Genomic DNA, 19,157 nt, shown 5'->3' on the forward strand with positions numbered 1-19,157 from the left:
CGACCAGGAGCGGCTCGACGGGTTCGCGGCGTCCACCGGGACGACGGACTACCTCGCCGTCACGCTCGTCCCGCTCCTCGGCGGCCAGGTGCACGACTTCCAGGGCTTCTCGATGGGCGTCAACTACGGCTGCGACCGGATCCGGTTCCCCGCGCCGCTCTCGCCCGGTGCCCGGGTGCGGGCCGGCGTGGAGGTCACCGCCGTCGACCCGTTCGGCGCCGGCGTCCAGGTGCGGACGACCGTCACGATCGAGCGCGAGCACGCCGACCGCCCTGTGTGCATCGCCGAGACGATCGCCTACTTGGTGCCCTGACCGAGCTCGATCTCGGCGCCGCTGAGCGTCTCACCGCACTGGTCGCACACCAGGACGCCGTGGAAGGCGTTGCCGCACGCGGCGTGCGTGATCTCGATCGCCGGTCCCTCGGGGGACCCGACCCACCGCTCCGACCACTCGATCGTGGTCGCGATGACGGGGAAGACGGCCAGGCCCTTCTCGGTCAGCCGGTACTCCGCCCAGTCGGGGCGGGTCGCCGTACGGACCTGCTCGAGGATGCCGCGCTCGCACAGCGCGCTCAACCGGTCGGCCAGCAGCCCCGGCGGGACGCCGAGCAGCGTCTGGAAGTCGGTGAACCGGTGCACCCGCAGGAACGCCGCCCCCACGAGCGCCGACGACCACCGGTTGCCGAAGACGGCCATGGTGTCGGGGTAGAAGCTGTGGTCGACCGCCGTACCGCGTGAGCCGGAGCGGCGCCGCGTCGTCGTCTCCGGAACGGACTCCCGCCACCCACCCGTCGGCCCCCACGCCGCGCGCAGGTTGCGGGCCGTCACCGCCTGGTGGCAGTGCCCGCAGGTGAGCACCGGCGCGAAGTCCTTGCCGCACGCCCGGTGGTGCATCGGCGGCGTCTCGTACGAGTGGTGCGACACCCACGCCAGCTCCCACCCCCAGATCGAGGTGAGGATCGGCCACGTCGACCGCCCCCGCTCGGTCAGCACGTACTCCGACCGCGGCGGCCGCTCGGAGTACATCCGCTTCTCGATCAGCCCCTCCCGCACCAACGTGTCGAGCCGGTTGGTCAGCACGGCGTGCGAGATCGGCAGCTGGGCCCGGAACTCGGAGTACTTGCTGCGCCCCAGCAGTGCCAGGCGGATCAGGAACAGGGACCACTCATCACCGAGCAGGCCGAAACCGCGGGACAGCGAGTTCGAGCCGGGCCGGTGGGGTGGGACCGAGTGGTCCGCGGTCTGGTCGGCGGCGGGCACCGGAGCAGGATACGACCACAGGCGTCGGACGTCTGGCGCTCCGGCCTCTCGGGCGCCTCGGGTTGCTGTTCCTGCCGCCGAAGTCGCAGGGTTTCTGGGTCGAAGTCGCACGTTCCGGCGGGCGAAGTAGCAGGGTTGGCCCTCTGAGGGTGCACGTTTCCTTGGGCGAGGTTGCTGTCGGGTGAGCGTGGTTGCGGTGGCGGCCGCGCTTAGCCGGCCGTCCCCCGCCGTCAAGGACCCTCGCTTCGCTCGGTCCGCTTCGCGGCGGGCTTCGCCCGTCCTTGACTGCGGGGCCCTGACGGCCGGCTTGGGGCGCGACAACGGCACGGGCTCCGCCCGCGCCGCCGCTTTGCGGCCGCCACCTCCGCCTCAGCCTCGGCTGTCACCTCGTCCGTCGCCTTCGCCGCCTTCGCCGGCTCGTCCCTGCCGCTTCGCGCACCTGGCCGGGGGCCCGTTGAGTAACTCTGTTTGTTGCAGTAACCTGCCTCACACAGCGCCCCGGCCGCTCGTCGGCCCGACCTAGGAGAACGACCAACGTGAGCGTGACCCTCGTCGACGGCCTCCACCCGCAGGAGCGGGTCGAGGAGTTCGTCTCCCGTGGCTGGTGGACCGACGAGACCGGGGACGGTCTGTTCCGGACTCGTGTCGCGGCTCATCCTGACCGGCTCGCGATCGTCGATCCGGCCAACCGGCAGGACCTCGTGGGGTCCGCGCCGCGGCGGTTGAGCTGGCGGGACCTGGACGGCGAGGTGGCGTTCCTGGCGGCTCGGCTGCTCGAGCTCGGGGTGACGGCGGGGGACGTCGTCGGCGTCCAGCTGCCCAACACGGCTGAGCTGGCGGAGGTGTACCTCGCGGCGTGGACGCTCGGGGCGGCGGTGTCGCCGTTGGCGATGCAGTACCGCGAGCACGAGGTCGTCACGATGGCGAGCGCGGCGGGCATGAAGGTGCTCATCACCGCGGAGCGGTTCGGGGATCGGGGGATGGCTGCGGAGGCGGTGGCGGCCAAGCCGCGGATCGCGAGCCTCACCGCCGTCATCGCGTACGGCGCCGAGCTCACCGCCGACAGTGAGGTCGAGGGCGCGGTGGTCGTCGTCCCCCAGGAGGCGAGCGGCGCCGATCGCGAGGCCGTCGCGCGGCACCGTGAGCAGTACCCCAGCGACCCCAACCGGCTCGCCACGATCTGCTGGACGTCGGGCACGGAGAGCGCGCCCAAGGGCGTGATGCGCGCCCACTACGACTGGATGCTCTTCTCCTGGTGCACCGTCGACGCGCCGCGGATCGTCGAGGACGACGTCATCCTCAACACCTTCCCGATCATCAACATGGCCGGCATCAACGGCATGCTCCTGCCGTGGCTGCGCACGGGCGCGACGATGGTGCAGCACCACCCGTTCGACATGAAGACGTTCTTCGCGCAGATCGCGCAGGAGCGGGTCACCTACACGCTGGCGCCCCCGGCGCTGCTGTGGATGCTGCTCAACAACGAGGAGCTGCTCGCCAAGATCGACCTGTCGAGCGTGACCCGGCTCGGGTCGGGCTCGGCGCCGCTGCAGCCGGCGATGGTGCGTGGGTGGCAGGAGCGGCACGGCATCGGGATCATCAACTTCTTCGGGTCCAACGAGGGCATCTGCCTGCTGTCGAGCGTCGAGGACTTCCCCGACCCGGACGAGCGCGCGCAGTACTTCCCCCGCTACGGAGCCGCCGGTACGTCGTGGACCGGCAACGCCGCCGAGTGGACCCGGATCAAGCTCGTCGACCAGTCGACCGGCGAGGAGGTCACCGAGCCCGGACGCCCCGGTGAGCTCTGCATCGGCGGTCCCCAGCTCTTCGCCGGGTACGTCGGCGGGGCCCGTCTGGGCGACCTGCTCGACGCCGACGGGTTCATCCCGACCGGCGACATCTTCGAGATCGCCGGCGACAACGACCAGTTCCTCAAGTACGTCGACCGCTCCAAGGACATGGTCATCCGCGGCGGCATGAACATCGCTCCCGCCGAGCTGGAGGGCCTCATCGCCCAGCACCCCGCGGTCGCCGAGGTCGCGATCATCGGTGACCCCGACGAGATGCTCGGCGAGCGGGTCGCCGCCGTGGTGGCGCTCCGTCCCGATGCGGCGCTGACGCTGGACGAGCTCGTCGAGTTCCTGCGCGGCCACAAGATCGCCAGCTACAAGCTGCCCGAGCGGCTGGAGGTGCGCGACGCCCTGCCGCGCAACCCGGTCGGCAAGCTGGTCAAGCGCGAGCTGCGGCAGGAGGTCGCCCGATGACCGACGCCTTCGTGTACGACGCCGTGCGCACCCCGCGCGGACGGGTCCGCAAGGACGGCGGCACCCTCGCCGGCGTCCCGGCGTACGAGCTGTTCGCCGGACTCCTCACCGAGCTGGCCGATCGTGGCGTCCCGCCCGAGGCGGTCGACGACATCGTCGCCGGCGTCAGCACGATCCACGGCGAGCAGGCCGCCGACGTCCCGCGGATGGCGGTGATGAAGGCCGGCTGGCCCGACACCACGCCGGCCGGCATGGTCTCGCGGATGTGCACGTCGGGCCTCGACGCGCTCGCCACCGGTGCTGCGCAGGTCAAGGCCGGGATGGCCGACCTGGTGGTGGCCGGCGGCGCGGAGTCGATGTCGCGCGTGCCGATGTTCAGCGACCGCCCGGCGTTCGCGCTGGAGGAGGACCTCGGTGAGCTCACCGGGTTCGTCACCATCGGCGTCTCGGCGGACCTGACCGCGGCCAAGCACGGCTTCACCCGCACCGAGCTCGATGCCTGGGCGGTGCGCTCCCACGAGCGCGCGGCCGCGGCCGAGCCGGGCCGCCACGTCGTTCCCGTCCGGCAGGACGGCGTCGTCCTCCTCGACCGCGACGAGGGCGCCCGCGCCGGTACGACGCTCGCCGGCCTCGCCGAGATGTCCCCCCTGTTCGGCGAGGACCCCCTGTGGGCGCGCGTGGAGCGCCGGTTCCCCGGATTCACCCGTCCTGCCGAGGGTCTGCACACCGTCGCCACCGCGCCCCAGCTCTGCGACGGCGCCTCCGCCGCGGTGATCGGGTCCGAGCGTGCGGCCGACTTCCTCAACCGCGCGCCGATCGGGCGGATCGTCAGCTGGGCCCACACCGCCGTACGGTCGCCGGGTCTCGACGGCACCGTCGAAGCGGCCCGCCTGGCGCTCAAGCGCGCCGGCATCGCGGTGGACGACATCGACGTCGCCGAGCTCAACGAGTCCTTCTCGGTGACCCCGCTGCTGCTGGTGCGCGAGCTCGGCCTCGACCCCGAGCGGGTCAACATCGAGGGCGGCGCGGTCGCGGTCGGGCACCCGCTCGGCGCGAGCGGCGGCATCATCCTCGCCAACGCGCTCGACCTGCTGGCGCGCCGCGACGGGCGCTACGGACTGCTCGTCATCCCCGCGGCGCTGGGCGTCTCGATGGCGATGGTCGTGGAGCGGACCGCCCGATGACCTATCGCGTGGTGCAGTGGGCGACCGGCGCGATGGGCAAGGCCGTGCTCCGCTCGATGATCGACCACCCGGGCGTCGAGGTCGTCGGCGTCTACGTCTACGGCGCGAGCAAGGTCGGTCGGGACGCCGGTGAGCTCGCGAACCGCCCTCCCACCGGGGTTCTGGCGACCGACGACGTCGACGCGATCCTCGCGCTCGACGCCGATGTCGTCGTCCACGCGGGCCGGCTCGGCCCCTACGGCAGCCATGACGACGACCTGGTGCGGATCCTCGCGTCGGGCGCCAACGTCATCAGCATCAACGGCTACAGCCATCCCGAGCACTGGGGCGGCGAGCGGCTCGCCCGGCTGCAGGAGGCCTGCACGACGGGCGGCACCTCCCTCATGGGTGCCGGCCTCAACCCGGGCTTCATCGCAGAGCAGGTCGCGACGCTCGCCTCCGGGCTGTGCCTGTCGATCGACAACATCGAGATCGTCGAGGCCGCCGACGCCTCCGAGGTGCGCGACCCGGCGTACCTGTTCGACGCGCTGGGCTTCGGCGCCGATCCGGCGACCGTCGACCCGAACGACCTCTCCTGGGGCCCGGTCTCGTCCCTCAACGGCATGTACGAGGAGGCGCTCGCGGCCGTCGCCCTGCGCCTCGGCATGACCCTCGAACGGGTCGAGAGCGATCACGTCGTCCACGCGACGGCACGCGACCTCGAGGTCCCCGCGGGCGTCATCCCGGCGGGCACGATCGGCCACACCAACTGGCGCTGGCACGCCATCGTCGACGGCGAGCGCCGGCTCACCATGTCGATCCACTGGTACGTCGACCGCAGCCACCTCGATGACGCCGAACCCCCGCTGTGGCAGGTCAAGGTCACCGGGCACCCCGGCGTGCGGATCGCGATCGACCTGGTGAAGCACCCCGAGGACCTGAGCCGGATGGGTGCCGAGCAGTACGCCCTCGCCGGTCAGGTGATCAACGGCCTGCCCCACGTGGTGGCGGCCGAGCCAGGAGTCCTGACCCGGCCGCTCGTCACGCCCTTCCGGGCTGACTACGCCTGACGACTACCCCTGACGGCGGAGCAGCGCCTGCTGCGTCACGTGGCAGACCGCTGCGCCGTCGGCGGTGAACGCCGTCGCCTGCACCAGCGCCCGGGAGGCGTGCGCCATCGGCGTCACGTGCTCCCACATCAGCCAGTCGTCGGCGCGGAAGTCGCCCTGGAACCACATCGCGTGGTCGAGCGACACCGCCCACCACTCGCGGGCGAAGGTGTTCTCCATGCCCACCGCGAGCCCCTGGGGGGTCACCGCGGTCGACATCAGCATCAGGTCGCTCTGATAGCCCAGCGCGCCGACGTGGAAGCGCCGGTCGTCCGGCAGCTCCTCGGAAGTCCGCATCCACACGTGGATCGGCGGTGCGGCCGAGTGCGCGACCGCGGCGTGCGGGTCGACGTCCCCGACCCGGACCTCGACGCTGTCCATGCCGTCCCACATCGCGCTCAGCCCGCCGTCGGCCTCGGCCAGCTCGGCGAACGGCGGTGAGTCGTGCGGGGCGCGGGTGCGGGGAGCCGGGCGCTGGTGGGAGATCCCGTCGTCGATGATCCCGCCGGTCACCGTCGAGACGCACAGCAGCCGGTCGGACTGCAGCACCTCGATCCGCACCGTCGCCTGCTGGCGTCCGGCGCGCACGACCTCGGCCGCCAGGGTCAACGGCTCGTCGTGGCGTCCCGCCCGCAAGAACGAGGTGTACGACGAGTGGATCGCCTTGTCCTCGCCGAGTGCCTGCCCGGCGGCCATGAGCGTCTGTCCGACGAGCTGGCCGCCGAAGAGCTGCGGCAGGCCGAGGTTGTCGGACGTGGTCGTCCACCGCAGCTCCCCGACCTCGGTGAGGTCGAGGAGCGCGGCGAGCTTGGAGGTCGTCCGCATCAGCCGACCCGGACCCGGCGGGGCGGCCGCGGGAAGAAGCCGCTGGTGCGCTCGAGGTAGGCGGCGTACGCGTCGCCCTTGCTGCGCAGCATCCGCCGCTCCAGCAGGGCCTTGCCGCTGTAGCGCAGCAGCAGGACGGTCATGATCACCGGCGAGAGCACGGTGACCAGGCCGATCGGGTGACCGAGCGAGAGCAGCCAGAGTGCCGTCCAGACGCAGGAGTCCCCGAAGTAGTTGGGGTGTCGCGTCCAGGCCCACAGGCCGCGGTCCATGACCTTGCCCTGGTTGGTCGGGTCCGCCTTGAACCGGGTGAGCTGCCAGTCGCCGATCGACTCGAAGCCGAATCCGACCACCCACACGGCGATCGCGAGCAGGCCGAGCAGGCCGAGCGCGGTGTCCTCGTACATCGCGACCTGGACGGGCAGCGAGACCAGCCACATGAGCACGCCCTGCAGGCCGTAGATCTTGCGGACGAGGAACACCACGAGGTTGCCCTCCTGGTGCCGCATCAGCGCGGTGTAGCGGGGATCCTCGCCGTGGCCGAGGTTGCGCTTGCCGATGTAGAGCCCGAGGCGCAGGCCCCAGACCGCGGTCAGCAGCAGGACGACGAGCCGGCGGGTGTCGTCGCCGTCGGAGCCGGCGGAGACGAGATAGCTGACCGCCGCGACCACGACGAAGCCTGGTCCCCAGACGATGTCGATGATCGACTGGTTCTTGATGAGGCAGGCGATCGCCATGACGATCGCCATGACCGCGACGACCGCGCCGGCGCTGACCGCGAGGTTGAGGGCGAGATCGCCCCAGGGGTAGGACATGTGGAGTTTCCTTCGGTGGGATGGGGGATTGCGCGCTCAGACGAGGTCGGCGGCGAAGTCCTGGAAGGCGGCCTGCGCCTCGGGGAACGTACGATGGTCGCCGGCCCGGCTGCGGTCGACGAGGGCGACGAGCTCCTCGGGAGCGATCTCGGTGCCGGGGAAGCGGACGGTCGCACCCTCGGAGGTCTCACCGATCCGGATGCCGTCGGCAGCGGCGACGATCGTGGTGCCGTTGAGGGTGCAGCGCGGGTCGACGAGGGCCGTCGCGACGGGAGCGACCTTCTCGGAGGTCAGCAGGTCGGCGTACCGGCCGTCCATGTTGGTCTCGGTCATCTGCGTCGTGGCATAGGGGAGCAGCACGTTGGTGTGCACCCCCTTGGCCGCGCCCTCGGCGGCCGCGGTCTTGGCGAGCGCGATGACGGCGCCCTTGCTCGCGGCGTACGCCGACACGGTGGCCTCGCCGTGCAGCCCGGCCGTCGAGGCGACCATGAGGATCCGGCCGCGGCCCGCCTCGCGCATGACCCGCGCCGCCTCGGCGGTGACGAGCACCGTGCCGAGGACGTTGACGTCGAGCACCTGGCGGAAGTTCTCCGGCGTGGTCTTGTGGAACATCTGCGGGTTGCTGATGCCGGCGCTGGTGATCACGCTGTCGAGCCGGCCCCAGGTGTCGAGCGCGAGGGCGACCATCGAGCGAGCCGAGTCGGGGTCCTCGACGGCGCCGTGGTGGGCGATCGCCGTACCGCCGGCGGCGGTGATCTCCGCGGCCACGTGGTCGGCCGGACCACGGCCGTCGGCGTCGACCTCGCGGTTGCGGTTGTTGACGATCACGCGTGCGCCACGGCGGGCGAGGTCGAGGGCGAAGGCGCGGCCGAGGCCCTTCCCGCCGCCGGTCACGATGGCGACCTGGTCGGCCCAGAGGTCCTCGGGCTGCGTCGATCCGTTCACGTTCGGTGTCCTCTCAAGGCGATGTCGGGCGGTTCGAGGAGGCTTCTTCCCTAGAACCTCTGTTAGTTGTAGTGTGAACGGGACGCTGTGGCAAGCGCCCTGCGCAAAGACGTGAGGAGATGAGCGGATGAGCCTGCGGACGACGGACGTGTGGGTGCTGGGCGGCTACCAGTCGGACTTCGCGCGCAACCTGCACCGCGAGGGCAAGGACTTCGCCGACCTGGCCACGGAGGTCGTCGACGCGACCCTCGCCGCTGCCGGTGTCGATGCCGAGCAGATCGGCGTGATCCACGTCGGCAACGCCTTCGGCCAGCTCTTCACCCACCAGGGCCACCTCGGCGCGATGCCCGCGACCGTCAACCCCGGCCTGTGGGGCGTACCGGCCGCGCGGCACGAGGCGGCCTGCGCCTCCGGCAGCATCGCCGTCCTCGGTGCCATGGCCGACCTGCGCGCCGGCAACTACGACGTCGCGCTCGTGCTCGGCCTCGAGCTGGAGAAGACCGTCGGCGGCGACGAGGCCGCCCGCCACCTCGGTGCGGCCGCCTGGACCGGTCACGAGGGCGAGGACGCCTCGTTCATGTGGCCCTACATGTTCGACAAGGTCATCGACGAGTACGACGCCCGCTACGGCATCGACCAGGCCCACCTCTCGCGCATCGCCGAGATCAACTTCGCCAACGCGCGCCGCAACCCCAACGCCCAGACCCGCGGCTGGGACGTCCCCGACCTCGGTCCGGCCGGCGACCCCGCGAACAACCCGTCGGTCGAGGGGCGTGTGCGCCGCTTCGACTGCAGCCAGATCACCGACGGCGGGGCGGGCGTCGTTCTGGTCTCCGACGCGTTCCTGGCGCGCAACCCCGGACTGCGCCCGATCGCCCGGATCGCCGGCTGGGGGCACACCACCGTCGGCCTCGACATCCAGCAGAAGCTCGACCGTGCCGCCGGCCAGCCCTACGTCATGCCGCACCTGCGCAAGGCCGTGCTGTCGGCGTTCGACCGCGCCGAGGTCCGCCTCGACGACGTCGACGCGCTCGAGACCCACGACTGCTTCACGCCCAGCGAGTACATCGCCATCGACCACATCGGCCTGACCGAGCCCGGCGAGTCCTGGAAGGCGGTCGAGAACGGCGACATCGAGCTCGGCGGCCGGTTCCCGATCAACCCCAGCGGTGGGCTCATCGGTGGCGGGCACCCGGTCGGCGCGTCCGGCGTACGGATGCTGCTCGACGCGGGCAAGCAGGTCAGCGGCACCGCCGGCGACTACCAGGTCGAGGGCGCCGACACCGTGGCCACGCTCAACTTCGGCGGCTCGACCGCCACCACCGTCAGCCTCGTCGTCACCGCGAGCTGACCCCCCTAGACATCCCCCGACGAGAGGAAGCACCCCTGTGAATGTCGAGCTGATCGGCCGGGTCCTGTCGACGTTGCCCGAGGACGACGACCACCCCTACCGGACCGGTCCCTGGCGGCCGCAGACCGACGAGTGGAGCACCGACGACCTCGAGGTGGTCGAGGGTCAGATCCCTGCGGACCTCGACGGGCTCTACCTGCGCAACACCGAGAACCCGGTGCACCCGGCGAAGAAGTTCTACCACCCGTTCGACGGCGACGGGATGGTCCACGTCGTCGGCTTCCGCGACGGCAAGGCCTTCTACCGCAACCGGTTCATCCGCACCGACGGGCTGCAGGCCGAGCTCGACTCCGGCCGCGCCCTGTGGGCCGGCATCTCCGAGCCGCCGGTGATCTCCGAGCGCGAGGACGGCTGGGGTGCTCGGCAGCGGATGAAGGACGCGTCCAGCACCGACGTCGTCGTCCACCGGGGCGTCGCGCTCACGAGCTTCTACCAGTGCGGCGACCTCTACCGGATGGACCCGTTCTCGCTGCAGACGCTCGGCAAGGAGAGCTGGAAGGGGCACTTCCCCTTCGACTGGGGGGTGTCCGCGCACCCGAAGGTCGACGAGCGCACCGGCGAGATGCTGTTCTTCAACTACAGCAAGGAGGCGCCGTACATGAAGTACGGCGTCGTCGACGAGAACAACGACCTCGTGCACTACGTCGACGTACCGCTGCCGGGGCCGCGGCTCCCGCACGACATGGCGTTCACCGAGAACTACGCGATCCTCAACGACTTCCCGCTGTTCTGGGACGAGGACCTGCTCAAGAACGGCGTGCATGCGCCGCGCTTCCACCGCGACATGCCCTCGCGGATCGGCGTCATCCCGCGCCGGGGGGACACCTCGCAGATCCGCTGGTTCGAGGCGGAGTCGACGTACGTGCTGCACTTCGTCAACGCCTACGAGGACGGCGAGGAGATCGTGCTCGACGGCTTCTTCCAGGGCGACCCCGAGCCCAAGGACATCGGCGGCGACCGCTGGGAGCGGGCCTTCCGCTTCCTCGCCCTCGACCGGCTCCAGGCCCGCCTGCACCGCTGGCGCCTCAACCTGCGCACCGGCCTGGTCAAGGAGGAGCAGCTCAGCGACTCGATCACCGAGTTCGGCATGATGAACGGCGCCTTCACCGGCACCGACTACCGCTACGCCTACGCCGCGACCGGCAAGCCCGGCTGGTTCCTCTTCGACGGTCTGGTGCGTCACGACCTGAAGGACGGCACCGAGGAGCGGTACGGCTTCGGTGACGGCGTCTACGGCAGCGAGACCGCCATGGCCCCACGGGTCGGCTCGACCGGCGAGGACGACGGCTACCTCGTCACCCTCACCACCGACATGAACCAGGACGCCTCGTTCTGCCTGGTCTTCGACGCCGCCCGCGTCGGCGACGGCCCGGTGTGCAAGCTCAAGCTCCCCCAGCGGATCTCCAGCGGCACCCACTCCACCTGGGCCTCGGGCGACGAGCTGCGGCGCTGGCGCACCACCGACACCCCCGCCGAGGCTGTCGGACTCTGACCCGACCGCCGAAGGCGCAGGGTTCCGGCCCCGAGGGCACAGGGCTCAGGCCGCGAAGTCGCAGGGTTCCGGCCCCGAAGTCGCAGGGTTTTCCACCCTGCGACCTCGACGTGCTGATCCTGCGACTTCGGCGCGCGAAACCTGCAACCTCGAGGCGGGAAACCTGCGCCTTCGGCGGGGGGAAGACGAGCCAGGGGGTGGGCCGGGATCGCCGGTCCACCCCCTGGTGCTTTTCGGGGCCGTGCCCGCCCCGCTCAGGGGGCGGTCAGGCGGGCGAGGCGGCCGGCGGCGGCGTCGTACTCCTTGGCCAGGCGGTCGACGACGTCGGCGACGGGGTCGATGGAGCGGATGGTCTGGAGGCCCTGGCCGGCGGCCCAGAGGTCCTTCCAGCGGGTCGCGTTGCCGGACGACGAGTCGTAGTCGCGGGCGGTGGGCTTGACCAGGGTGTCGGGGTCGATGCCGTTGGCGAGGAGGCTCGGGCGCAGCCAGGACGCCGGCGTACCGGTGATGCCGTCGGTGACGATCAGGTCGTCGGGGCCGTGCTCGACGACCATCTGCTTGTACTCCTCGGGGGCGAGGCTCTCGGCGGTCGCGAGGAAGCGGGTGCCCATGTAGACGAGGTCCGCGCCGGCGGCGACGGCGCCCGCGATGCCGGCGCCGTCGGTGATGCCGCCGCCGACGGTGACGAGGCCGTCGAAGAACTCGCGGACCGCGGAGATGAACGCGAAGGGCGACATCATCCCGGTGTGGCCGCCGGCGCCGGCGGAGACGCAGGCGAGGCCGTCGGCACCGGCGGCGACGGCCTTGCGGGCGAGGTTGATGTTGACGACGTCGGCGATGACGGTGCCGCCGTACTCCTTGACCGTCTCGATCGCGGGGATCGGGGAGCCGAGGGCGGTGATGACCAGGGAGGGCTTGTACTCCGCGACGAGGCGGAGGTCCTCGGCCAGACGGGTGTTGGTGCGGTGGGTGACCAGGTTGAGCGCCCACGGGGCGCTGTCGGTGCCGTCGAGCTGGTCGGTGATCGTGCCCATCCAGGTGTCGAGGTCCTCGACGGTGCGGCAGTTCGGGCTCGGGAACGAGCCGATCACGCCGGAGCGGCAGGCGGCGACGACGAGGTCGGGGCCGGAGATCAGGAACATCGGCGCCGCGACGACGGGGAGCCGGAGGTGGTCGAAGGGGGTCATGGGTGGTGCCTCGTCTCAGTGGGTGGGGTCGATCCGCAGGCCGGGGAAGGCCGGGGGACGTCGTTCGAGCAGGCTGTCGAGGCCCTCGCGGAACTCCGCGGAGCCGAGGACGGCGTCGAGCGTCGCGTCGACGGTGGTGACCGCGTCCTCGACCTGGGCGAGCCAGGGCGCGACGAGGGCCTGCTTGATGGTCATGAGGGACGTCGGCGCGCACGTCGCCGCGATCTGCTCGGCGAGCTCGGTCGCGCGCTCCAGCGGCGCGTCGCTGACCTCGGTCACCACGCCCAGCCGGAGCGCCTCGTCGCCGTGGAAGGTACGGGCGGTGAGCAGCAGCGAGGCGGCCGCGGCGTCGCCGGCGACCCGGGTCAGCAGCGGCACCATGCCGTGCATGGGGGGCAGGGCGCGCTTGGCGAAGGCGGTGGTGAAGCGGGTGTCGGGCGCGGCGATCCGCAGGTCGCAGAGCAGGGCCTGGGCCAGGCCGACGCCCGCGCACATGCCGCTGATCGCGGCGATGATCGGCTTCGGGACGAGCGCCGGGTACCACTCGGGCTGCTCGATGAGCGCCATCGCGGGGTTGGTCGTACCGGTCTCGGAGTAGCGGCTGAGCGCCTCCGTGTCGGCGCCCGGGCAGAACGTACCGCCCGCGCCGGTCACCACGATGACGCGTACGTCGGGGTCGGCCGCGAGCTGCTCGAGCGCGGCGAAGTACGCCGCCTGCATCCCGACGGTCCACGCGTTGTGCCGCTCGGGCCGGTTGAGGGTCACCTGGGCGACGCCGGCCCGGGTGGGCGCGACGAGTACGTCGGTCATCTGGCTCTCCGATCTGGTGCTGTCGAAAACGTACCTACATCACGCCGAGAAGCGCCAGAGCCTCGTACAGACAAGATTTCTGTCACTTTCGATCTAGTAGTTCCGCGCCTCCGATCGTAGACTGCGACCGTGGAGCTCTACGACGAGGACCGACGTGCCGCGTTCGTCGCCGACGGCTGGTGGACCGGCGTGACCTGGAGCGGGCAGGTCGAGCGCTGGGCGCGCGAGCGCCCCGAGCGCCCGTCCTTGGCCGACCCGGTCAACCGCACGGCGTTCCTGCCCGGCCCGCCGCGCGAGCTGACCTGGGGGGAGGTGGCCGACGAGGTCCGTGACCTGGCGGCGGTCCTCCACGCCCACGGCGTACGACGCGGCAGCGTCGTCGCCGTCCAGCTCCCCAACTGCGTCGAGCTGCCGATCGCCATGGTCGCGATCGCCCGCCTGGGCGCGGTGGTCTCGCCCTTCCCGGTGCAGTACCGCCGCCACGAGCTGGAGCGCATGTGCGCCCTGGCCGGCGCCGAGGTCTTCGTGACCGCCGACCAGGCGGTCGGCCGTCCGCTCGCCGCCGAGGCCCGTGAGCTCGTCGCCGATGTCGTCACCATCGACGACATCGCGCCCACCGCGGCCCAGCGCGACCAGGCCGACGCCTATGCCGCGAGCCTCGACCTCACCTCCGCCGACCTGGTCACCATCGTGTGGACCTCCGGCACGGAGGGCCTGCCCAAGGGCGTCCCCCGCGGGTACGGCGACTGGGAGGTTCTCGGCACCGCGACCTCGCAGTCCCCCCGCCTCACCGGGGACGACGTCCTGCTCAACCCGTTCCCCATGGTCAACGGCGGCGGTCTGGCCGGCATGTTCCTGCCGTGGCTGCTGCACGGGACCTTCCTCGTCCAGCACCACCCCTTCGACATCGCGACCTTCTGCGAGCAGGTCGAGCGGCACGGAGTGACCTACACGTGCGCGCCGCCGCCGGTGCTCAACGCACTGGTCTCCGACGGCGCGCCCGACCGTGACCTGTCGACGCTGCGGGCGGTCTCGTCCGGCTCGGCTCCCCTGTCGGGCTGGATGATCGACGCCTGGGAGCGTGGTCGCGGGGTCGAGGTGCTCAACCTGTTCGGCTCCAACGAGGGCGGCATGCTCTTCGCCGAGCCCGAGACGGTGCCCCATCCCGCCCAGCGCGGGCGGCTCTTCCCGCGCTACGGCGTGCCCGGCATGCCCTACCGGACGGCGGTCGCCGCGGCGATGCGCAGCCGCCTGGTCGACCTGACCACCGGCGAGGAGGTCACCGCGCCGGGACAGGCCGGCGAGCTGCGGCTCCAGGGCCCGGCGATCTTCTCCGGCTACCTGGGCCGCGAGCGCGAGGGCTTCGACGAGGACGGCTGGTTCTGCACCGGCGACGTCTTCGAGATCAGCGCCGAGAGCGCCGACCTGCTGGTGCACGTCGATCGCGCCAAGGACCTGGTGATCCGCGGCGGCTTCAAGATCTCGGCCGCCGAGATCGAGAACCTCCTCGTCGCCGATCCGCGCATCGCGGAGGTCGCCGCCGTCGGCATGCCCGACCCCGACCTCGGCGAGCGCCTCTGCGTGTACGTCGTCCCGGCCGGCCCCGCGGCGGACGAGCCCCTCACGCTCGACGACGTCATCGCCGTCGTGCGCGCCGCGGACGTGGCGAAGTTCAAGTGGCCCGAGCGCCTCGAGATCGTCGACGCCCTGCCCCGCAACGCGATCGGCAAGGTCCTCAAGCGCGAGCTGCGCACCCGTCTGCAGCCGACTCCCACCCCCTCCACGCCGGAACGGAGCACCTCCTGATGTCCCACCCCCGCCTGCGGCAGGTCGTCCTGATCACCGCCGACCTCGACGCCGCGCTCACCCGCGCGCGCGACGTCCTCGGCTTCGGTCCCGGCGTCCGCGACGTCGACGAGATGGCCAAGCTCGGCTTCGAGCACGAGGTGCTCACCCTGGCCGACACCTTCGTCGAGATCGTCGCGCCGCTCGACCCCGAGTCGTCGTTCGGCCAGCTGGTGCGGCGCAACGGCGACGGCGGCTACATGGCCGTCGTCCAGGTGGACGACCTGCAGGGTGTCGTCGACACGGCGGCCGGGATCGGCGTGACGCCGGTGATCCACCAGGACTACGACGGACACCGGATCAGCCAGTGGCACCCCAAGCACCTCGGCACGCTCGCCGAGCTCGACCAGGTCGAGCCGGCCGACACCTGGCACTTCGCGCCCGGGATCTTCGAGAACAAGGCGCAGGGGCCGGGCGGCGACATCGTCGCCTGCACCATCGCGACCCCGGATCCCCAGCAGGTAGCGGCAAACTGGGCCACCATGCTCGGCATCGAGGTGGGCGAGGACGCCGTCCTGCGCCTGCCCGGCGAAGAGCTGCGGTTCGTCGCCTCCGGTGAGGGCCCGCGCGGCCTGGTCGCCGTCGACCTGGTCGCCCTCGATCCCGCCCGCGCGGGCGAGACCATCGAGCTGTGCGGCGTCCGCTTCACCCTCGTGCCCCGGCAGGGAGAGAACGCATGAGCGAGCACGTCCACTACGACGTCGACGAGGGCGTCGCCACCATCACCATCGACCGCCCGGAGAAGCGCAACGCCCTCTCCTACGTCATGTACGACGCCATCCGCGACGGCGTCGCCCGGGCCGAGGCGGACCCCGAGGTCCGCGCGATCGTGCTGACCGGCGTCCCCGGCCAGTTCTCGGCCGGCACCGACCTGAGCCAGCTTGAGAAGGTCGAGACCGAGACCCGGCCCGAGGACCGCGGCGAGCACTCCGACGGCCGGCACTGGTTCCTCTGGTCGTGCACCAAGCCGGTGATCGCCGCCGTCGACGGCCCGTGCGCGGGCGTCGCCGTGGAGTTCGCGACCCAGGCCGACTTCCGGATCGCCTCGACGCGCGCCCGCTTCTCGTGGATCTTCGTGCAGCGCGGGCTGATCCCCGACCAGGGCGTCGGCACGTGGGTGCTGCCGCAGCTGATCGGTGCCCAGTGGGCGAAGCGGCTGATCTTCTCGGGTGAGTTCATCGACGCCGACCAGGCCCGCGACATCGGCTTCGTGCTGGACGTCGTCGAGCCCGACCAGCTGCCGCAGGCGGCACGCGAGCTCGCACTGGCGGTGTCGTCCGGGTCGCCGTTCGCGCTGCGCCGGGCCAAGGCGCTCATCAACGAGGGCTCCTCGCGCACCCGCGACGAGCACCTCCAGGCGCACGTCGTCGCGCTCACCGAGTGCGAGCAGTCCGAGGACCACCGCGAGGGCGTCGCCGCGTTCTTCGAGCGACGCCCGGCGCGGTTCACAGGTCGCTGATCGCGCCCTCGAAGCGGATCTGGTCCCGCTCGATCACGCCGTTGCAGGCGTTGCACGTGTATTGCGGGACCAGCTCCGCCTCGCAGGTGGTGTGGGTGAGCGACAGGCCCGAGTGACCGTCGGTCGCCACCCAGCGCTGCGCCCAGTGGTTGATGGTGGTGGTGACCTCCCAGAAGTCCAGCGCCTTGGGCGTCAGCCGGTACTCCGTGCGCTTGCTGCCCTCGATCGCGTCCTGCGACATCAGCCCGCCCTCGACGAAGAGGTTGAGCCGCTGGGTCAGCGTGACCGGCGAGATCTGCAGCTTGGTCTGGAAGTCGTTGAACCGGCGCGACCCGGTGAACGCGTCGGAGAGCAGGAACGTCGACCAGCGGTCGCCCAGCACGCCGGTGGCGTCGATCGGCGTCGTCATCGACGGCGAGCGGCGCGAGCGCTTCTGGTGGGTGTCGACGTGCAGCCGCTCGTCGACGCGGCCCGTGGTGTCGCGGATGCCGACGCCGATGGCGCCGCACACCGCGCAGCCGAACACGGGACGGGTCAGGTGCCCGCAGGGCAGGTGCCGCAGGTGCATGTGGGCGTCGCGGTGCTCGTGGCCCGCCCAGCGCCGGTCCCAGACCCACAGCGCGACCAGGATCGGCCACAGCGCGCGGCCGGACTCGGTGAGCAGGTACTCCTTGCGGGGCGGGTTCTGCTGGTACTCCTCGGTGTAGAGGATCTCGTGCTCGATGAGCACGGTGAGCCGGCGCGAGAGCACCGGGTCGGAGATCGCCAGCGACGTCCGGATGTCCTGGAACCGGCGGCGCCCGGAGAAGACGAGCATCACGATGCGCAGCGTCCACATGTCGCCGAGCAGCGCGAGCGCCGTACCGAGCGGCGACACCTCGGCGGCGTCCTCGGTGTCGCGGTCTCTCTCGGTTGGTGTCACGGGGAGTGACGCTACATCGTTAGTGAAAGTTACAGAAGATGCGCCATCACTTCTATTGACGGAGTGACTCTCCCGCCGACATAGTGTCTCCATCCCGATGATTGGTGATCGGGGTCACAGCCTTCTCGGGCCTGATGGAAGCACGAAAGATTCGGCTAGGAAAGGTACATCTGATGCTGAGGGTGGAAGGCGTGGTGCTCCGGTTCGGAGGACTCACCGCACTCGACGAGGTCACCTTCTCGGTCGGGGACAACGAGATCTGCGGCCTGATCGGGCCCAACGGCGCGGGCAAGACCTCGCTGTTCAACTGCGTGACGCGGGTGTACCAGCCCAGCGCCGGCACCATCACGTACGACGACCGCGACCTCCTGGCCCTGCGCCGGCACCAGGTCGTCCGGGCGGGGGTGGCCCGGACCTTCCAGAACCTCGCGTTGTGGCCCTCGCGCACCGTCCTCGAGAATGTCGTCGTCGGCGCCCACGCGCGGGCCGTGCCGCACCTGCTGCCGTCGCTCGTCGGCTGGCCGGGCTCGCTGCGTCGTACCCGGGCGATCGAGGGCGAGGCCTGGGGCCTGCTGGAGCGCTTCGACCTCGTCGACGTCGCCCACCACCCCGCGCGGGGCCTGCCCTTCGGCACGCTCAAGCGCGTCGAGCTGGCCCGGGCGCTGCTCAGCCGCCCGCGGCTGCTGCTGCTCGACGAGCCGGCCGGCGGCCTGACCCACGCGGAGGTCGCCGAGCTCGGCGGCCTGATCCGTGAGCTGCGCGACGAGCTCGGCTTCAGCGCGCTGCTGGTCGAGCACCACATGGGCCTGGTGATGGGCGTTTCCGACCACGTCGTCGCGATGGACCACGGCGCCACGATCGCCGACGGTGCTCCGGCGGAGGTCCAGCGCGACCCGGCCGTCATCGCGGCGTACCTGGGGCGGGCGGCATGAGCGCCGTCCTCGAGTCCCGCGACCTCGTCGCCGGGTACGGCGGCCTGACCGTCCTGCGCGAGGTCTCCGTCAGCGTCGACCCCGGCGAGGTGGTCGTCGTCCTCGGCGCCAACGGCGCCGGCAAGTCGACGCTGCTGAGCGCGCTCTCCGGCCAGCTCCCGATCACCGGCGGCCAGCTCGTCGTCGACGGGACGCCCGTGCGCAACGCCCGTCCCGACGTGATGCTCGCGAAGGGCATCAGCCTCGTGCCCCAGGGCCGGGGCACGCTCACCGCCCTGTCGGTGATGGACAACCTGCGCCTCGGCGCGGTCACCCGCAAGGACAAGGCCGACGTCGCGACCGACATCGACCGCTGGTTCACCGTCTTCCCGCGGCTGGCCGAGCGGCGCGACCAGGTCGCCGGCACGCTCTCGGGCGGCGAGCAGCAGATGCTCGCCGTGGCGCGGGCGATGATGAGCCGGCCCCGCCTGCTGCTGTGCGACGAGATCAGCCTGGGCCTCGCGCCCGTCGTCGTGCAGGAGCTCTTCGTGACGCTCGCCGAGGTCAACCGCGACCTCGGCACCGCCCTGCTCCTCGTCGAGCAGAACGCCGAGCTGGCGCTGGAGATCGCCTCGCGGGTCTACCTGCTCGAGGTCGGCGAGGTCAGCGCGAGCGGCTCCGCGGAGTCCTTCCGTGACGACAACAGCATCCGTGCCGCGTACCTGGGCTACTGAGGAAG

At 71.5% G+C, this 19,157-nt stretch carries 18 protein-coding genes; 11 read left to right on the forward strand and 7 right to left on the reverse strand.

What is annotated here, in order from left to right:
• The first annotated feature begins 88 nt into the window (after positions 1-88).
• Positions 89-313 (forward strand): hypothetical protein, encoded by a 225-nt coding sequence (locus CCO04_RS00495; RefSeq protein WP_215812140.1) that lies wholly within the window; start codon positions 89-91, stop codon positions 311-313.
• On the opposite strand, the gene CCO04_RS00500 is transcribed toward CCO04_RS00495, so the two are convergent.
• Positions 298-1,260, reverse strand: coding sequence for a helix-turn-helix domain-containing protein (locus tag CCO04_RS00500; protein WP_215812141.1), 963 nt, complete (start codon positions 1,258-1,260; stop codon positions 298-300). The genes CCO04_RS00495 and CCO04_RS00500 overlap by 16 nt on opposite strands.
• 536 nt (positions 1,261-1,796) lie before the next feature.
• Between CCO04_RS00500 and CCO04_RS00505 the strand changes: the two genes are divergently transcribed.
• Genes CCO04_RS00505 through CCO04_RS00515 form a run of 3 tightly spaced genes read left to right on the forward strand, consistent with a single transcriptional unit; the run spans position 1,797 to position 5,757 of the window.
• The gene (locus CCO04_RS00505; protein WP_308281092.1) at positions 1,797-3,524 is read left to right on the forward strand and encodes a class I adenylate-forming enzyme family protein; all 1,728 of its coding nucleotides are present in this window, start codon (positions 1,797-1,799) and stop codon (positions 3,522-3,524) included.
• On the forward strand, positions 3,521-4,708 hold the full coding sequence (locus CCO04_RS00510; RefSeq protein ID WP_215812142.1) for an acetyl-CoA C-acyltransferase: 1,188 nt from the start codon (positions 3,521-3,523) through the stop codon (positions 4,706-4,708). The genes CCO04_RS00505 and CCO04_RS00510 overlap by 4 nt, the downstream gene beginning before the upstream one ends.
• A complete protein-coding gene (locus CCO04_RS00515; protein WP_215812143.1) occupies positions 4,705-5,757 on the forward strand; it encodes a dihydrodipicolinate reductase in 1,053 nt (350 codons plus the stop codon). The genes CCO04_RS00510 and CCO04_RS00515 overlap by 4 nt, the downstream gene beginning before the upstream one ends.
• Before the next feature lie 3 nt (positions 5,758-5,760).
• Here the strand turns inward: CCO04_RS00515 and CCO04_RS00520 are convergent, their stop codons facing one another.
• Genes CCO04_RS00520 through CCO04_RS00530 form a run of 3 tightly spaced genes read right to left on the reverse strand, consistent with a single transcriptional unit; the run spans position 5,761 to position 8,381 of the window.
• Positions 5,761-6,621, reverse strand: a complete 861-nt coding sequence (locus CCO04_RS00520; RefSeq protein WP_215812144.1) for an acyl-CoA thioesterase II — start codon at positions 6,619-6,621, stop codon at positions 5,761-5,763.
• Positions 6,621-7,436 carry a DUF1295 domain-containing protein gene (locus CCO04_RS00525; protein WP_215812145.1) on the reverse strand — a complete coding sequence of 272 codons (816 nt, stop codon included), beginning with the start codon at positions 7,434-7,436 and terminating at the stop codon, positions 6,621-6,623. The genes CCO04_RS00520 and CCO04_RS00525 overlap by 1 nt, the downstream gene beginning before the upstream one ends.
• 36 nt (positions 7,437-7,472) lie before the next feature.
• Complete coding sequence (locus CCO04_RS00530) at positions 7,473-8,381, reverse strand: SDR family NAD(P)-dependent oxidoreductase (RefSeq protein ID WP_215812146.1); 909 nt, start codon at positions 8,379-8,381, stop codon at positions 7,473-7,475.
• 127 nt (positions 8,382-8,508) lie between these two features.
• On the opposite strand from CCO04_RS00530, the gene CCO04_RS00535 reads away from it, so the two are divergent.
• Entirely contained in the window at positions 8,509-9,732 is a 1,224-nt protein-coding gene (locus tag CCO04_RS00535; RefSeq protein WP_215812147.1) for an acetyl-CoA acetyltransferase, read from the forward strand.
• A 37-nt stretch (positions 9,733-9,769) separates the two neighbouring features.
• A complete protein-coding gene (locus CCO04_RS00540) occupies positions 9,770-11,284 on the forward strand; it encodes a carotenoid oxygenase family protein (protein WP_215812148.1) in 1,515 nt (504 codons plus the stop codon).
• Between the two features lie 254 nt (positions 11,285-11,538).
• Here the strand turns inward: CCO04_RS00540 and CCO04_RS00545 are convergent, their stop codons facing one another.
• The gene (locus CCO04_RS00545; RefSeq protein ID WP_215812149.1) at positions 11,539-12,471 is read right to left on the reverse strand and encodes a nitronate monooxygenase family protein; all 933 of its coding nucleotides are present in this window, start codon (positions 12,469-12,471) and stop codon (positions 11,539-11,541) included.
• Between the two features lie 15 nt (positions 12,472-12,486).
• Positions 12,487-13,281: an enoyl-CoA hydratase-related protein gene (locus tag CCO04_RS00550; RefSeq protein ID WP_215812150.1), complete on the reverse strand. Its 795-nt coding sequence runs from the start codon at positions 13,279-13,281 to the stop codon at positions 12,487-12,489.
• Between the two features lie 129 nt (positions 13,282-13,410).
• On the opposite strand from CCO04_RS00550, the gene CCO04_RS00555 reads away from it, so the two are divergent.
• From CCO04_RS00555 to CCO04_RS00565, 3 genes are read left to right on the forward strand one after another with little or no spacing between them, the layout of a single operon-like run.
• Positions 13,411-15,087 (forward strand): class I adenylate-forming enzyme family protein, encoded by a 1,677-nt coding sequence (locus CCO04_RS00555; protein WP_215812151.1) that lies wholly within the window; start codon positions 13,411-13,413, stop codon positions 15,085-15,087.
• The gene (locus tag CCO04_RS00560; protein WP_215812152.1) at positions 15,087-15,806 is read left to right on the forward strand and encodes a VOC family protein; all 720 of its coding nucleotides are present in this window, start codon (positions 15,087-15,089) and stop codon (positions 15,804-15,806) included. Before CCO04_RS00555 ends, CCO04_RS00560 begins: the two co-directional genes overlap by 1 nt.
• Complete coding sequence (locus CCO04_RS00565; protein WP_215812153.1) at positions 15,803-16,585, forward strand: enoyl-CoA hydratase/isomerase family protein; 783 nt, start codon at positions 15,803-15,805, stop codon at positions 16,583-16,585. The genes CCO04_RS00560 and CCO04_RS00565 overlap by 4 nt, the downstream gene beginning before the upstream one ends.
• On the opposite strand, the gene CCO04_RS00570 is transcribed toward CCO04_RS00565, so the two are convergent.
• The gene (locus CCO04_RS00570) at positions 16,572-17,507 is read right to left on the reverse strand and encodes a helix-turn-helix domain-containing protein (RefSeq protein ID WP_308281093.1); all 936 of its coding nucleotides are present in this window, start codon (positions 17,505-17,507) and stop codon (positions 16,572-16,574) included. The two genes, CCO04_RS00565 and CCO04_RS00570, sit on opposite strands and share 14 nt — an antisense overlap.
• Before the next feature lie 173 nt (positions 17,508-17,680).
• Between CCO04_RS00570 and CCO04_RS00575 the strand changes: the two genes are divergently transcribed.
• Positions 17,681-18,439 (forward strand): ABC transporter ATP-binding protein, encoded by a 759-nt coding sequence (locus CCO04_RS00575; protein WP_215812155.1) that lies wholly within the window; start codon positions 17,681-17,683, stop codon positions 18,437-18,439.
• Entirely contained in the window at positions 18,436-19,152 is a 717-nt protein-coding gene (locus CCO04_RS00580; RefSeq protein WP_215812156.1) for an ABC transporter ATP-binding protein, read from the forward strand. The genes CCO04_RS00575 and CCO04_RS00580 overlap by 4 nt, the downstream gene beginning before the upstream one ends.
• Positions 19,153-19,157: the final 5 nt, after the last annotated feature.

It is taken from the genome of Pimelobacter sp. 30-1 (assembly GCF_018831735.1).
GTDB lineage: Bacteria > Actinomycetota > Actinomycetes > Propionibacteriales > Nocardioidaceae > Nocardioides.

Coding starts and splice junctions, on each gene's coding strand:
- CCO04_RS00550 (WP_215812150.1), bottom strand. CDS start 13,281: ATGACCGACGTACTCGTCGCGCCCACCCGGGCCGGCGTCGCCCAGGTG.
- CCO04_RS00575 (WP_215812155.1), top strand. CDS start 17,681: ATGCTGAGGGTGGAAGGCGTGGTGCTCCGGTTCGGAGGACTCACCGCA.
- CCO04_RS00515 (WP_215812143.1), top strand. CDS start 4,705: ATGACCTATCGCGTGGTGCAGTGGGCGACCGGCGCGATGGGCAAGGCC.
- CCO04_RS00580 (WP_215812156.1), top strand. CDS start 18,436: ATGAGCGCCGTCCTCGAGTCCCGCGACCTCGTCGCCGGGTACGGCGGC.
- CCO04_RS00510 (WP_215812142.1), top strand. CDS start 3,521: ATGACCGACGCCTTCGTGTACGACGCCGTGCGCACCCCGCGCGGACGG.
- CCO04_RS00535 (WP_215812147.1), top strand. CDS start 8,509: ATGAGCCTGCGGACGACGGACGTGTGGGTGCTGGGCGGCTACCAGTCG.
- CCO04_RS00565 (WP_215812153.1), top strand. CDS start 15,803: ATGAGCGAGCACGTCCACTACGACGTCGACGAGGGCGTCGCCACCATC.
- CCO04_RS00545 (WP_215812149.1), bottom strand. CDS start 12,471: ATGACCCCCTTCGACCACCTCCGGCTCCCCGTCGTCGCGGCGCCGATG.
- CCO04_RS00520 (WP_215812144.1), bottom strand. CDS start 6,621: ATGCGGACGACCTCCAAGCTCGCCGCGCTCCTCGACCTCACCGAGGTC.
- CCO04_RS00560 (WP_215812152.1), top strand. CDS start 15,087: ATGTCCCACCCCCGCCTGCGGCAGGTCGTCCTGATCACCGCCGACCTC.
- CCO04_RS00525 (WP_215812145.1), bottom strand. CDS start 7,436: ATGTCCTACCCCTGGGGCGATCTCGCCCTCAACCTCGCGGTCAGCGCC.